This window comes from Sphingopyxis sp. GW821-FHT02C12, from assembly GCF_059421785.1.
Genome location: NZ_JBWKVQ010000001.1, coordinates 1867864 through 1882354, shown reverse-complemented (window position 1 = coordinate 1882354; position 14491 = coordinate 1867864). Strand labels below are relative to the sequence as shown.

Here is a 14491-nt window from a genome sequence, read left to right as displayed (position 1 = left end):
CGGCCCGGCGCCAGGTCGATAGCTGGAGATTGCTTCGCTTCGCTCGCAATGACGGTGGGAATATAAGACGGCTCAGCGATAGTTAAAGCTGATGCTGATGCGTTCGCCCTTGCCCGTGTGCGGCATGACCTCGTGGCGCAGCCAGCTTTCCCAAAGGAAGACGCGCCCGGCAGCGGGTTCGGCATAGACGAAGGGCAGCAGATGTTCGGGCGCATCGTCGGTGCGGCCGGGCGCCGCCATCAGCATCGCGAGGCGCGGATCCTCGAGCTTGAGCGCGCCCGATCCCGGCGGGACCGCGACGTAAAAGGTCCCCGACACGATGCTGTGCGGATGGATATGGCCGCTGTGGGTGCCGCCGGGTTTCAGGATATTGACCCACAGGCTGTCGAGTTTGAGTGGCTTGGCGAGGTCGAAATGCGCCGCTTTGGAGAAGGCTTTGACCTCCTTGTCGAGCAGTTTTTTCAGGTCATAAAAGGCCGGATCGCGCTCGGGCAGGTCGCCGAGGCTCGCGTAGCTGGTGTAGCCCTTATAGCCATGGTCGCGGCTCCAGCGCCGGCCCGCGCCATCCTCTTCGGCGAACAGCCGGCTGCTTTCCTCCAGCTCTTCGAGCAGGTCCGCCGAACCGATGTCGGCTTCGTAGAAAATACTGGCGAAGAGCGAGCGAACGGGCATGATGCGCGCAAAGCACAGCAGCAAAGCACACGCAAGGGAGACGAGGATGGCCGAGTTTGAATTGATCGCGAGCGGATTGCGCTTTCCCGAGGCGCCGGTCGTGATGGACGACGGCAGCGTCATCGTCGTCGAGATCGAGCGCGGATGCATCACGCGCTGCTGGCCCGGCGACAGGAAGGAAGTGATCGCAACCCCCGGCGGCGGTCCCAACGGCCTCGCGATCGGTCCCGACGGCAAACTTTATTGCTGCAACAACGGCGGCTTCAACTATGTCGAATCGAACGGCTATCTGGCCCCGCACGGCATCGCGAGCGACTATTCGGGCGGCCGGATCGAACGCATCGACATCGACACCGGCGCGGTCGAGATATTGTACAAGTCGGGCGACAACGGGGTCGTTTTGCGCGGCCCCAACGACATCATGTTCGATGCGCATGGCGGCTTCTGGTTCACAGACCATGGCAAGATCGATTACAGCAAGCGGAGCCACGACATCGTCGGCATCTTTTACGCCAAGGCCGACGGCAGCTTTATCGAAGAGGTCATCTTTCCGTCGAACAACCCCAATGGCGTCGGCCTGTCGCCCGACGGCAGCATACTCTATGCCGCCGAGACCTACACCTGCCGCCTGATGAAGTTCAACATCGTCGCGCCGGGCAAGGTCGCCGCCGACGCCGGACCGGGCGGCCCCGGCATCCCGCTCTATCGCCCCGCCGGCTATAAATTCTTCGACAGCCTCGCGATGGAGGCGTCGGGCAACATCTGCGTCGCGACGATCGGCGAATGCGGGATTTCGGTGGTGTCGCCGGCGGGCGATCTGGTCGAATTCGTCGCGACCGACGACATTTTCACCACCAATATTGCGTTCGGCGGACCCGACCGGCAGGATGCCTATCTGACGCTGTCGGGCAGCGGACGGCTGGTGAAGACCCGCTGGGCGCGGCCGGGACTGCAGCTGCAATATTAGGGCCAGAAACGGAAAAGGCATGCACGAGGAAACCCACGCGGTCACGCGGATCGGCTGGCTGCGCGCCGCGATCCTGGGGGCCAATGACGGCATCGTCTCGACCGCCAGCCTGATCGCCGGGGTCGCGGCGGCGGGCGCCTCGGCCTCGTCGATCCTCGTCACCGGCACCGCGGGCCTCGTCGCGGGCGCGATGTCGATGGCGGCGGGCGAATATGTGTCGGTGAGTTCGCAGGGCGACGCCGAGAAAGCCGACGTCGAGCTCGAAAAGCGGCACCTTGCCGCCGATCCCGAGTTCGAGCTGGAGGAGCTGACGCAAATCTACGAGCAGCGCGGTCTCGACCGCGCGCTCGCGCAACAGGTCGCGGCGCAACTGACCGCGCACGACGCGCTCGACACGCATCTGCGCGACGAACTCGGCATGTCGCGCGAGATGGCGGCGCGGCCGATCCAGGCGGCGGCCGCCTCCGCCGCGAGCTTTACCGTCGGCGCCGCGCTGCCGCTGGCGACCGTATTTTTCGACCGCGGCGCATCGCTGCCGTGGACCGTCTCGGCGGCGTCGCTGCTCTTCCTCGCGCTGCTCGGCGCATTGGGCGCCCGGGCGGGCAATGCGCCGATGCTGCGCCCGGTGGTCCGCGTCACCTTCTGGGGCGCGATGGCGATGGCGGCGACGATCGCGATCGGGTCGCTGTTCGGCGCGGTGGCGGGTTAGCGCGCGAGCAGCCACTCGCGCAGCGCCACCGCATTGTTCCGCTCTTCGCTCTTCGCGGCGTAAAGCAATGTCACGGGACCCGCCTTCGCGGCGGCATCGAGGGTGAACAGCGCCGCTTTCACCTCGTCTCCGCCGCCGTCGAGCTCGGCAAAATAGCCATGGCGGAATGCGTCCCACGCCTCATCCGAATCGGCTGTCGCATGATGAAAGCGTTCACGCAGATCGTCGCTGGGCGACAGCGGCTTCAGCCAGGCGGCGAGCGCGGCCTTCTCCTTCGACACCCCGCGCGGCCACAGCCGGTCGACGAGGAAGCGGGTGCCGTCGTCCGACCCGGCCGGTTCGTAAATGCGTTTCACCGCGATTGTCAGGGGCGCTGCCATCTGTATGACTATCGACCATCCCGCGTTCGCGGGCAAGCAGCCGGAGGGGTCCGCACATGAATGAAACCGGATGGGCGATCGACATCGATCGCGACGATATCGCGCGTGCCGCGCTTGTGGCCGATCCCGCCGCGCCGCTGGCGCCGGGACAGGTCCGCGTGCGCGTCGACGGCTATGCGATGACCGCGAACAACATCACCTATGCGGTGTTCGGCAAGCCCGCCGGGCTGTTCGGCAACGACCAGGGCTATTGGGATTTCTTCGCCGAACGCGATGTGCCCGGCCGTCTGCCGGTGTGGGGATTCGCGACCGTCACCGAGAGCGCCGCCGAGGGGATCGCGGTCGGCGAGACTTTCTATGGCTATTATCCGATGGCGAGCCATGCCGTGCTCAATGTCGGCAACGCCGGCCCCGGCGGCTTCACCGATGTGACGCCGCGCCGCACCACCCTGCCCCCGATCTATAACCAGTATCAGCGGATCGGCGCGCTGCCCGACTATCGCGCCGCCGATCATGATTATTGGCCGGTGTTCCGCCCGCTGTTCCTCACCGGCTGGCTGATCGCCGACCAGTTCGAGGATGAGGGCGATTATGGCGTGCAGCAGATTTTGATCGCCAGCGCGTCGAGCAAGACCGCGATCGGGTTGGGCTTTTCGCTGGCGCAGCGCGCCGGACATCGCCCCGAAACGATCGGGCTGACCAGCGCCGCCAATGTCGATGCCCTCGCCGCGCAGGGCATTTACGACCGCGTCATCAGCTACGACCAGATCATGACGCTCAACGCCGCCACCCCCGCCGCGCTCGTCGACATGGCGGGCAATGGCGCGGTCACGCGCGTCGTGCACAGCCATTTCGGGAATCAGTTGAAGGCGTCGATCATCGTCGGCAAATCGCACTGGGACGCGCAGGCCGATGTCGAGGGGCTGCCCGGCCCCGAGCGCCAGGGATTCTTCGCCCCCGGCCGCAGCCAGAAGCGCATCGCCGACTGGGGCGGCCCGGCGTTCGGGCGGAAGATCGCCGAAGCCTGGCTGGCGTTCATGGACGTCGCGCCGCGACTCGCGACGATCGACAAGCGCCATGGCGGCGAAGCGGCGCTGGCCGCCTATCGCGAAATGCTGTCGGGCGACGCCGACCCGAAGGCGGGCATCCTGGTCCTGCCCGCCTGATCCGATCCCCGGCTCTGCCCGTCGATTGGCGGTGCGGGGCCGCCGCTTTTCGTGTATGAAAAGCCCCCCGCCATCGCGGGGCCAGAACAGAAACGCCGGTCGCTGCAACGGGCGTCTTTCGAAATGCGTCGCTCGCCAAGTCCGAACAATCCCGATCATGGGGGATGGAGGGCGACATGGGTAGTTTTCTCGAGGATCTGGCGCTGAAGGCGATCACCGCGGTGGCCGGCCGCAGCGGAGTCAATGAATTCCTGATCGACAAGCTGGTCGACGGCGCGCGCAACCGCCCGCATCCGTGGAGCACGCGCTATGATTATATCTGCTGGGACGGGCTGACCGACCGCAGTTACAATGCGCGGCTGCTGCCGGCGAACCGTTACCCCGATGCCGAGGCGATGCGCAGCCGGCGGCCGCCCGAGAACAGCGTCGCGGCGCTGTTCGTTCCCGGTCCGGGCGGGCAGCGCCCCTGCGCCAAATCGACCTGCCTGTTTCCGGCCTTTGCCCAATATCTGACCGACGGCTTTATCCGCACCCAGTTGTCGAACGACGACGCGCTGACCAACCGGCGGCGCACGACGAGCAATCACGAGATCGACCTGAGCGCGCTCTATGGCCGCACCCGGCGCCAGACCGATGTGTTGCGGCTGCGCAGCGAAACCGCGGGGCACAAGGGCCGGCTCAAGACCCAGACGGTCGGCGGCGAGGAGTGGCCGCCCTTCCTCTATCGCGACGACGGCAGCATCGACCCGCATTTCCTGGCCGACGACGGCAGCCAGATTCTCGACCCGCCGCTCGGACTCGATCATGCCACGCCCGAAGGGAAAAAATCGCTGTTCGCGGTGGGCGGCGACCGCGCCAATGCCTCGCCGCAGGTGACGATGGTCAACACCCTGTTCCTGCGCGAACATAACCGGCTGGCGGCGATGCTCGACGCACAGAACCCCGGCTGGGACGACGAGCGCGTGTTCCAGATCGCGCGCAACATCCTGATCTTCATGTTCATCAAGATCGTGGTCGAGGAATATATCAACCACATCAACACATCGGCCTTCCGCTTTCGCGCCGATCCGGAGGTCGCGTGGGAAGCCGACTGGAATCGCCCCAATTGGATGACCGCCGAGTTCAGCCTGCTCTATCGCTGGCATTCGCTGGTGCCCGAAAACCTCGTCTGGGACGGCGCGACGCTGCCGGGTGCCGGCCTGTTGCTCGACAACCGGCTGGTGCTGCGCGACGGGCTGGCGACCTCGTTCGCCGAGATTTCGGCGAACAACGCCATGCAGATCGGGCTCCACAATTCGGCGAGCTTCCTGATCCGGGCCGAGACCAAGGCGGTCGAACAGGCACGCGTAAACCATATCGACGGCTATAACGCCTATCGCGCCGCGATGGGGCTCGACCGGGCCGAAAGCTTTCGCGACATCGTCGGCAAGAGCAAGAATGCCGCCGAGGATGCGCGCCGCAAGGCCCTCGCGAGCGAGCTGGAGGCGCTTTACGGGACGCCCGACAATGTCGAATTCTATGTCGGCCTGTTCGCCGAGCCGGTGGGTCACAATGGCCCGCTGCCCGACCTGATCCTGGCGATGGTGGCGATGGACGCCTTTTCGCAGGCGCTGACCAACCCGCTGCTCAGCCGCCATGTCTATGGCGATCCGGCGAACCGCGAACTGGCCTTTACCGCCAAGGGACTCGAAGCGATCGAGGCGACCCGCACGCTGCGCGACATATTGACGCGCAACGCCCGCGGGCTCGGCGAGCGCTTCGTCGGAATGACGCGGCGCGACTGGCGGCGCGACTGAGGCGAGCGATCGGCGAATGGCGGTTTGACGCGGCGGGCAAATTTCGCTCTAGCCGCGCCATGTCCATCACCACCGTCATCTTCGACTTCGGCGGCGTCATCACCGCGTCCCCCTTTGAGGCTTTCAACCGGCTCGAGGCCGAGCGCGGGCTGCCGCACGATTTCGTGCGGCGGGTCAATGCGGCCAACCCCGACGACAATGCCTGGGCGAAGTTCGAGCGCGCCGAAATCGACGCCGCGACCTTCGACACGATGTTCGCGGACGAGGCCCGCGCGCTGGGGCATGAATTGGAAGGCAGCGCGGTGCTAGCGGTCATCGCGGGGGCGGTGCGGCCCGACATGGTGACGGCGCTCGACACGCTGAAGGCGAAGGGCTTTCGCATCGGGTGCATCACCAACAACGTCCCCGGCGGCAAGATGGGGATCAAGGGCGCCGGCATGACGCGCAGCGAGCAAGCCGCGCAGGAAGTCGCGCGCATCATGGCGCGCTTCGAGCATGTCATCGAATCGAGCAAGGCCGGCGTGCGCAAACCCGACCCCGCCATCTATCTGATGATGTGCGAAACGCTGGGCGTCGAACCCGGCGAATGCGTCTATCTCGACGACCTCGGCATCAACTGCAAACCGGCGGCGGCGCTCGGCATGCACGCGATCAAGGTGACGAGCGGCGAACAGGCGCTCGCCGACCTGTCGGCGGTGCTGGGGATCGCGCTGCCCTGACGCGTCAGTGGGCGAGCAGCAGCGCGATGCGCCCGCTCGTCACCAGATAGCGCGTCACCCCGCCGAACAGCGTCTCGCGCAGCCGGCTGCGGCCGAAGGCGCCCATGACGATCAGCCCCGCCCCCATGTCGAGCGCGGCACCCTCGAGCCTCTCTTCGACCGACAGCGTCCCGCGCGGGATGACCCGCGCCCCGGCATGGATGTCGTGGCGCGAGAGATAGGCGAGCGCATCGGTCGCGGGCAGCCTTCCGTCATCTTCGCCGACGCCAACCAGTTCGACCCGCCGTCCGGCGAACAGCGGGAGCGCGGCGCGCAGCGCGTGCGCCGCCTCGGGACTGCCGTTCCAGGCGACCATCGCGGGCGCATCGAGATCGAGCGTCGCCGCGTCGCGCGGCAGCGCCAGCACCGGCGCGCTGATCGCCAGCGAAAGGTCGCCGGCAAGCAGGCCGGGTTCCTTCCAGCGATCGTGCCCGGCGCCTGGCAGGCTGACGATCGCGAGGTCGGCGAAGGTCGCCGCCGCCGCGAGCGACGCCGCGATATCGCCGTCGGCGGCGGCGATGTCCCACGGCACATCCTCCTTCGCCAGCCGCGCCGACAGCGCCGCGTCGAGCGCGGCATCGTCGAGCTGCGCCTTCGCCATCGCCTCGGTGGCGAGATAGGTACCGCCGAACGGATCGACCGCGATGAATTGCTGGAACGGCGTCGCGATCATCAGCGTGACATGCGCGCGCTGTCGCCGCGCGATGGCGAGCGCGGTCTGCAACCGCCCTTCATTCGCGCTATCATGATCGGCGTGGACGAGAATCGAACGCATCGGGACCTCCTGTGCTGATGGGGTCCCTCTTGGCGTCAGCCGGATGCCCCATCATTGACCGGGGTCAAATTTGCGCCGGCGATGCGCAATTGCGCCGCTTCGTCGAAAATGCGCGTCAGCACCGGCTCGGTATCGGCGACGCGCATCGCGACCTGGAATTCGACCGGCGCGAGCGCGGGCAGCCCCGCGAGTTCGACCAACGCCCCCTCGGCCATCGCGCCGCGCACCATCGGTTCGGGAAAGATGCCGACGCCGCCGCCCGCCCGCGCGATGTCGATCATCATCCGCGCATTGTTGCAGAGGTTGAGCGATTTCTGCGCGATGCGCGACGACCGGATCGCCTCGCGCATCCGGCCGTGGATCGGCGAATGGCTGGCAAGCGACCAGACGGGCACCGAGGCGCCTTCACGCCCTTCGGAAAAGGCCGCGGCGGTCGCGGGACTCGCCAGCCAGACCAGCGCCACCTCGCCGATCGGCCGCGTCTTGAGCGCCGGATGCGCGACCGGCCCGGCGGCGAAGGCAATGTCGGTGCGCCCGGTGAGCAGTTGCTGGATCAGGTTCGCGGTGAGGTCGATCTCGATCTCCAGCCCGACCCCCGGCATCTGGTCCTTGAGCGCCGCGACGAAGGGCGGCAGGCAGCTTGCCGCCGCGATCTCGCCCGCGCCGATCCGCACCACCCCGCTCGCCTCGGCAAAACCGCCCGAGCCGAGCAACGCGCGCTGCATGTCGCGCAGCAGCGGATCGCAATCGCGCACCAGCTTGCGCCCCGCCGCGGTCAACGACATGCCGCGCCCGTCGCGCCGGAACAGCGCGGCCCCCATCCGCTGCTCCAGCTCGCGCATGCGCGCCGACACCGCCGGCTGGGTCGTGTTCAGACGCTCGGCCGCCGCCGAAAAGGTTCCCAGCCGGTCGATCCACAGCAGAGTTTCGAGATGGTAGAGCGAGATGCGACTGATAGACATCATTTATGTATAGCGGAAAATTAGAATAATTAGAATTGATGGATCAAATGCGCCAATGTCGGCGCCGATCACCCATCAAGGAGGCTGTTTCATGGGGAACAAGCGCTATTCCGACGCCGCCGCCGCACTCGAAGGACTGCTCTTCGACGGCATGCAGATTTGTGCGGGCGGCTTCGGCCTTTGCGGCATTCCCGAACGGCTGATCGACGCGATCCGCGACGCGGGCACCAAAGACCTGACCATCGCCAGCAACAACGCCGGCATCGACGGCGAAGGACTCGGCAAGCTGCTACGCACCAAGCAGGTCAAGAAGATGATCTCCTCCTATGTCGGGGAGAATAAGGAGTTCGAACGGCAATATCTGGCCGGCGAACTCGAGGTCGAATTCTGTCCGCAGGGCACGCTCGCCGAACGCTGCCGCGCGGGCGGCGCGGGCATCCCCGGCTTCTACACCAAGACCGGCGTCGGCACGCTCGTCGCCGAGGGCAAGGAAGTGAAGAATTTCGACGGTCAGGATTATATCCTCGAACGCGGCATCTTCGCCGACCTCGCGATCATCAAGGGGTGGAAGGCCGACGAGAGCGGCAACCTGATCTTCCGCAAGACCGCGCGCAACTTCAACCAGCCGATGGCGACCGCCGCCAGGATCTGCGTCGCCGAGGTCGAAGAGATCGTGCCGACCGGCAGCCTCGATCCCGACGCCATCCACCTGCCTGGCATCTATGTGAAGCGGATGATCGTCGGCGCGCCCTATGACAAGAAGATCGAGTTCCGCACCGTGCGCCCGCGCGAGACGGCGTGATGTTCGGTCGGCGACCGGAGCATCCTCATTCCGTACCGTTGACCGGTCATGCGGAACTCGACGATCGGTATCACGAGGTGGCTCGGTTCTGGGTCTCGACAGAACGATCCTTCGTTCTCGTAGCGCCCGACGTCGTAAATTCGCCCGCACTACTCGGTTCGCTTTTGGTGGAATGCATGCATACGGCCGCGGCAGGATATGCAGCGACGGGTAGCTTTAGCGAGGAAGAAGCGCTGAGCGAGCTTTGGAAGGGCTTCGACGAGGAACGTTCTCGCATCGAAAGCCCCGATCAAACGGAAAGGGCCAGCTAATGCCCAAGGCCAGCGTCCGCATTGAATCAGGTGGCGTCGCGGTCGCCATCGCGCTGTCGCTTGCAGGATGCGCAGCAACACCCGATGCGACCGTTTCCGTTCCACCGCCCCCCGGCCCCGCGCTGGCCGAAGCGACCAAGCCGCCGGTCGCGCTGCAATATCTTTATGGCTCGCCCGAGGCGGCGGTTGCGGTGCGTGCGACCAATGCGCGGATCGCCGACTATGGCGTGGAACGGATCAAGCAGCGGCCCAAGGACAGCGTCGTCCTCGCGCCCGGCGCGGGCGTCGATGCCCCGGCGTTCGAGCCGTGCGGCGACAAACCCTTTGCCGCGGTGTTCGACGCAGACGAGACCTTGATCTGGAACCTCGGCCCTATGCGCCATTTCGCCGAGACGGGCACCAGCTTCGACCCGAAGGTCTGGGACCAGTGGGAAAAGACCGGCGCGGGCAAGGCGGTCGCGATGCCGGGGACGATCGAGATGGTGAACGCCCTGCGCGCCGCGGGAATCACCGTCATCGCCAACACCAACCGCAGCGCCGCCAATGCCAAGGGTAGCGAGGATACGCTGCGCGCCGCCGGGCTTGGCGCGTTCAAGCATGGCGAGACCTTGTTCCTGATGGGCGACGACGCCGGCGGATCGAGCAAGGATGGCCGCCGCGCGGCGATCGCGGCGAAATATTGCGTCATCATCCTCGGCGGCGACCAGCTCGGCGACTTCAGCCAGCAGTTCAACGTCAGGGATTTGCCCGCGGCGCAGCGCATGGCGCTCGCGACCAGCGCGGGCGCCACCGCATTATGGGACAAGGGCTGGTTCCTTTTCCCCAACCCCGTCTATGGCCCCTGGGAAAAGCTGGGCTGGGACGACGCTTTCCCCTCCGACAAAAAATGGGAGCCGAAATAATGGCCTGGACGCGTGATGATATGGCGGCGCGCGCCGCGAAGGAACTGCAGGACGGCTATTACGTCAACCTGGGGATCGGCATCCCGACTTTGGTTGCGAACCATATCCCAGCGGGGATGACGGTGACGCTGCAGTCGGAGAATGGCATGCTCGGCATCGGGCCCTTCCCGCTCGAGGGCGACGAGGATGCCGACCTGATCAACGCCGGCAAGCAGACGATCAGCGAGCTGCCGCAAACGGCCTATTTCAGTTCGGCCGACAGTTTCGCGATGATCCGCGGCGGGCATATCGACCTGACCGTGCTCGGCGCGATGGAAATCGCCGAAAATGGCGACATCGCCAACTGGATGATCCCGGGCAAGATGATCAAGGGCATGGGCGGCGCGATGGACCTCGTCGCCGGGGTCAAGAAGATCATCGTCGTGATGGAGCACAATGCCAAGGACGGCAGCCCCAAGTTCATCCCGGCCTGTACGCTGCCGCTGACCGGTAAGAATGTCGTCGACATGATCATCACCGACCTCGCGGTGTTCAAACGCGACGACCATGACAGCCCGTTCCGGCTGGTCGAAGTCGCCCCCGGGGTGACGGCCGAGGACGTCGCCGAAAAGACGACGGCGCATTATATTGCATGATGTCGCGGCGGGTCCCGGCTCCGCCTGGCTGATCGTCGGCGGGTGGCTGTCGGTTCTGGCCGCGCTGCTGCACATCACCTGCATCTTCGGCGGCCCCGACTGGTATCGGTTTTTCGGCGCCGGCGAGGGCATGGCGCGCGCCGCCGCGCGCGGCGACTGGACGCCGACGCTGATCACGCTGGGGATTGCCGCCGTGCTGATGGTCTGGGCCGCCTATGCTTTTTCGGGCGCCGGGTCGCTTCCGCGCCTGCCGCTGCTGCGGACCGGGCTGATCGTCATCACCGGCGTCTACCTGCTGCGCGGGCTGGTCTTTGTGCCCCTCCACCTGTGGCGGCCGCAGCATAGCGACAGTTTCGCGATCTGGTCTTCGCTGATCGTGCTGGTCTATGGCGCGGTTTACGCGGTCGGGACGGTCAAGGCCTGGCGCCATCTGGCACCGTGAGCCGCTGCGGGGGTGACGGCGGGGGAAGTCGCCGCTAAGACGACAGCCAAATATAAGGTCGCCATTCAGTCACGAGTCCATGAAGCGCTTTTTCCTTGTTCTGATAGCCCTCGCCGTGCTCGGCTCGGCGGGCTGGTTTGGCCTTGGTGCCTCTGGTGGCAGCCACACGCTTGCCAGCATCCCGATCCCGATGGCAGCCCCTGAGAACCTGCCCGACACACCGGCGGAATGGCGCGGGCGGATCGACTATCGCGCGCTCGACAAGCAATTGACCGACCTGGCGCAGCGCCCCGAAATGGCCGGGCTGGCGGTGGCGGTGGTCGAAGACGGCAAGCTGAGCTTCGTGCGCGCCTATGGCGTCGCCGACCGCTCGACCGGCGCGCCGGCCACGCTGCAGACCCTGTTCCGCTGGGCCTCGGTTTCCAAGACCGCGACGGGCGCGATGGCCGCCGCCATGGCCCGCGAAGGCCGGATCGATCTGGACCGTCCGGTCGGCGCTTCGCACGCATCGCTGCGCCTGCCCGGCGGCGCCGAAGCGCGGATCACGCTCGCCGATGTGCTGGCGCAGCGCACCGGCCTCACCAAAAACGCCTATGACGAGAAACTGGAGGAAGGGCAGGACCCGGCATTGCTGCGCGCCAGCCTTGCCACCGCGCCGCTGCAATGCGAACCCGGCACCTGCCACACCTATCAGAACATCGCCTTCGATACCGCGAGCGAGATATTGGGCCGCGCCGCGGACAAACCGTTCGGCAAGGCGGTCGAGGACCGGTTTTTCCTGCCGCTGGGCATGGTCAGCGCGGGTTACGGGATGGCGCGGCTGACCGGCGCGAAGGATTGGGCGAGGCCGCATGGCAACGGCCATGTCCGGCCGGTCAAGGAGGCCTATTGGCGCGTTCCCGCCGCCGCGGGGGTCGAGAGCGATATCGTCGATTTCGCCACATGGATGCAGGCGATGATGGGCGCCCGCCCCGAGGTGCTGCCGGCCGCGACGTTGCAGATCGCCCATCGCCCGCGCGTCGGCACCGCGCGGCTCTATGGCGGCGCCCTGCGTCAGGCCACGAACGAGGCATCCTATGGCCTCGGCTGGCGGAACTTCACCTATGAGGGCCACCGGCTCGAAGGCCATTCGGGGGCGGTGTCGGGTTATCGCGCGACGATGATCTTCGAACCGGCGACGCGCACGGGCGTCGTCGCGCTGTGGAACAGCGATTTCGGTTTCCCCTTCCGCATCCCCTTCGCGGCGATCGACAGCTATCACAAGCGCGCGGGCGCCAACTGGCTCGACCTCAGCGAACTGCCCCAACAGGGCGGCGCCGCGGCCAAGGCGCGCCCGATTGCCGAGGAAACAAAGGGATAATCGTCCCGAACCGGCAGGGCAATCGAGGGCTGGCGGCGCCTCTGGCGCCGCGCTAGGACTATGGTCTTGGGCGCCGAATCATCCTTGACCGCGCAACGCCACACCGCCATCGGCACCGATGCTAGGCGGCCCCCCTTTCACATCTGGCTGGTCAAGCCGACGCGCTACGACGACGACGGCTATCCGCTGCAATGGTGGCGGTCGATCATCCCATCGAACTCGCTCGCCTGCCTGACCGGGATCATCGAGGATGCGCTGGCACGCGGCGTGCTCGCGGACCGCGAGGTGCGCATCGAGGTGGTCGACGAGATCCACAGCAAGGTCGACGCCGCGAAGATCGCCCGCTCGATCCGCCGCGCCGGTGGCGGGTTTGTCGGGCTGGTCGGGGTGCAGTCGAACCAGTTCCCCCGCGCGCTCGACCTCGCGCGCGACTTCCGGTCGGGCGGGGTGCAGGTCGCGATCGGCGGCTTCCATGTCTCAGGCTGCCTGTCGATGCTGAAGGCGATGCCGCCCGAACTGGTCGAGGCGCAGGACCTCGGCGTCTCCTTCTTCGCCGGCGAGGCCGAGGAGGGCCGGATCGACGAGGTGCTGGTCGATGCCGCGAACGGTGCGATGAAGCCCGTGTATAACTGGCTCGGCAAGACCCCGCATCTCGAGGGCGCGCCGCTGCCGCTCCTCCCCAAGGCGCAGGTCGACCGCAACATCAATCGTTACGCCAGCTTCGACCTCGGCCGCGGCTGCCCGTTCGAATGCAGTTTCTGCACGATCATCAACGTGCAGGGGCGCAAGAGCCGGTTCCGCACCCCCGACGACCTTGAGGCGATCGTGCGCGCCAACGCCGCGCAGGGTGTGTCGCGCTTCTTTCTGACCGACGATAATTTCGCGCGCAATCGTCACTGGGAGCCTTTGCTCGATCGGCTGATCGCCTTGCAAGACGAAGGACTGGGCGTCCGCATGGCGATCCAGGTCGACACCCTCGCGCACCGCATCGACGGCTTCATCGACAAATGCGTCGCCGCGGGCGCCGACCAGATTTTCATCGGGCTGGAAAATATCAATCCCGACAATCTGGAGGCCGCCAAAAAGCGCCAGAACCGCGTCGAGGAATATCGCGAGATGTTCCTGGCGTGGAAACGCCACCCGGTGGTGATCACCTGCGGCTATATCATCGGTTTCCCGAACGACAGCTATGCGTCGGTGATGCACGATATCGAGATGCTCAAGGAAGAGCTTCCCGTCGACACGCTCTATCTGAATTACCTCACCCCGCTGCCGGGCAGCGAGGATCATCGCCGGCTGGTCGACACCGGCGCATGGATGGACCCCGATCTCAACAAATATGACCTCAACCACCGCGTCACCCACCATCCGACGATGAGCGACGAGGAATGGGAGCGTGCCTATCGCGACGCGCACCGCAGCTTTTACAGCTGGGATCATATGGAGCGCATATTGCGCCGCATGGCCGCGCTCGGTTCGAACAAGAAAAAGACGACGGTCAACCGCCTGCTTGCCTATCGCGAGGCGGTGCGGCTGGAGGGCGTCGCCAAGCTCGAGTCGGGTTATGTGCGGATCAAGCGGCGGACCCAGCGGCGTCCCGGCCTGCCGCGGGAAAATGTCTTTGCCTTCTGGACCGGCTATGGCGCGCACCTGGTCCACGCGCTCGGCGGCAGCCTGGTCACCTATGCGAGGCTTTACCGGATGATGCGGCGGATCGTCACCGACCCCGACCGCTTCGCCTATCGCGACCGCGCGATCAGCGCCGATACCGGCGACGGCGCCTCGCCGCTGATCGCCGACACCCGCGCCACCGATCATTCGCAACGCCGCACCGCGCGCGCCAAAGCCGCCTGA

16 protein-coding genes are annotated in these 14491 nt (G+C 66.3%); 12 read left to right on the top strand and 4 right to left on the bottom strand.

Going from position 1 to position 14491, the window contains the following annotated elements; all coding sequences use genetic code 11:
* Positions 1–72: 72 nt before the first annotated feature.
* Positions 73–672: a TIGR02466 family protein gene (locus tag AC07U1_RS08980; RefSeq protein WP_495176767.1), complete on the bottom strand. Its 600-nt coding sequence runs from the start codon at positions 670–672 to the stop codon at positions 73–75.
* Between the two features lie 46 nt (positions 673–718).
* Between AC07U1_RS08980 and AC07U1_RS08975 the strand changes: the two genes are divergently transcribed.
* Positions 719–1639 (top strand): SMP-30/gluconolactonase/LRE family protein, encoded by a 921-nt coding sequence (locus tag AC07U1_RS08975; protein WP_495176768.1) that lies wholly within the window; start codon positions 719–721, stop codon positions 1637–1639.
* 19 nt (positions 1640–1658) lie between these two features.
* Entirely contained in the window at positions 1659–2348 is a 690-nt protein-coding gene (locus tag AC07U1_RS08970; RefSeq protein WP_492737108.1) for a VIT1/CCC1 transporter family protein, read from the top strand.
* Here AC07U1_RS08970 and AC07U1_RS08965 read toward each other — a convergent pair.
* Positions 2345–2728, bottom strand: a complete 384-nt coding sequence (locus tag AC07U1_RS08965; RefSeq protein WP_492737110.1) for a DUF488 domain-containing protein — start codon at positions 2726–2728, stop codon at positions 2345–2347. The genes AC07U1_RS08970 and AC07U1_RS08965 overlap by 4 nt on opposite strands.
* Before the next feature lie 56 nt (positions 2729–2784).
* On the opposite strand from AC07U1_RS08965, the gene AC07U1_RS08960 reads away from it, so the two are divergent.
* The 3 genes from AC07U1_RS08960 (at position 2785) to AC07U1_RS08950 (ending at position 6409) form a co-directional block, all read left to right on the top strand.
* Positions 2785–3894 carry a DUF2855 family protein gene (locus AC07U1_RS08960; RefSeq protein WP_495176769.1) on the top strand — a complete coding sequence of 370 codons (1110 nt, stop codon included), beginning with the start codon at positions 2785–2787 and terminating at the stop codon, positions 3892–3894.
* 176 nt (positions 3895–4070) lie between these two features.
* Positions 4071–5690, top strand: a complete 1620-nt coding sequence (locus AC07U1_RS08955; protein ID WP_495176770.1) for a peroxidase family protein — start codon at positions 4071–4073, stop codon at positions 5688–5690.
* Positions 5691–5749: 59 nt separating this feature from the next.
* Entirely contained in the window at positions 5750–6409 is a 660-nt protein-coding gene (locus AC07U1_RS08950) for an HAD-IA family hydrolase (RefSeq protein ID WP_187141194.1), read from the top strand.
* A 4-nt stretch (positions 6410–6413) separates the two neighbouring features.
* Here the strand turns inward: AC07U1_RS08950 and AC07U1_RS08945 are convergent, their stop codons facing one another.
* Both AC07U1_RS08945 and AC07U1_RS08940 read right to left on the bottom strand, forming a co-directional pair.
* On the bottom strand, positions 6414–7223 hold the full coding sequence (locus AC07U1_RS08945; RefSeq protein WP_495176771.1) for a universal stress protein: 810 nt from the start codon (positions 7221–7223) through the stop codon (positions 6414–6416).
* Between the two features lie 35 nt (positions 7224–7258).
* A complete protein-coding gene (locus tag AC07U1_RS08940; RefSeq protein WP_495177471.1) occupies positions 7259–8185 on the bottom strand; it encodes a LysR family transcriptional regulator in 927 nt (308 codons plus the stop codon).
* A 91-nt stretch (positions 8186–8276) separates the two neighbouring features.
* Between AC07U1_RS08940 and AC07U1_RS08935 the strand changes: the two genes are divergently transcribed.
* The 7 genes from AC07U1_RS08935 (at position 8277) to AC07U1_RS08905 (ending at position 14491) form a co-directional block, all read left to right on the top strand.
* Complete coding sequence (locus AC07U1_RS08935; protein ID WP_495176772.1) at positions 8277–8987, top strand: CoA transferase subunit A; 711 nt, start codon at positions 8277–8279, stop codon at positions 8985–8987.
* Positions 8987–9298, top strand: coding sequence for a DUF5076 domain-containing protein (locus tag AC07U1_RS08930; protein ID WP_443028029.1), 312 nt, complete (start codon positions 8987–8989; stop codon positions 9296–9298). Before AC07U1_RS08935 ends, AC07U1_RS08930 begins: the two co-directional genes overlap by 1 nt.
* Positions 9298–10200 (top strand): HAD family acid phosphatase, encoded by a 903-nt coding sequence (locus AC07U1_RS08925; RefSeq protein ID WP_495176773.1) that lies wholly within the window; start codon positions 9298–9300, stop codon positions 10198–10200. The genes AC07U1_RS08930 and AC07U1_RS08925 overlap by 1 nt, the downstream gene beginning before the upstream one ends.
* Positions 10200–10835 carry a CoA transferase subunit B gene (locus AC07U1_RS08920; RefSeq protein ID WP_495176774.1) on the top strand — a complete coding sequence of 212 codons (636 nt, stop codon included), beginning with the start codon at positions 10200–10202 and terminating at the stop codon, positions 10833–10835. The genes AC07U1_RS08925 and AC07U1_RS08920 overlap by 1 nt, the downstream gene beginning before the upstream one ends.
* On the top strand, positions 10828–11277 hold the full coding sequence (locus AC07U1_RS08915; RefSeq protein WP_495176775.1) for a hypothetical protein: 450 nt from the start codon (positions 10828–10830) through the stop codon (positions 11275–11277). The genes AC07U1_RS08920 and AC07U1_RS08915 overlap by 8 nt, the downstream gene beginning before the upstream one ends.
* A gap of 79 nt (positions 11278–11356) precedes the next feature.
* The gene (locus tag AC07U1_RS08910) at positions 11357–12637 is read left to right on the top strand and encodes a serine hydrolase domain-containing protein (RefSeq protein ID WP_495176776.1); all 1281 of its coding nucleotides are present in this window, start codon (positions 11357–11359) and stop codon (positions 12635–12637) included.
* A gap of 84 nt (positions 12638–12721) precedes the next feature.
* The gene (locus tag AC07U1_RS08905) at positions 12722–14491 is read left to right on the top strand and encodes a B12-binding domain-containing radical SAM protein (protein WP_495176777.1); all 1770 of its coding nucleotides are present in this window, start codon (positions 12722–12724) and stop codon (positions 14489–14491) included.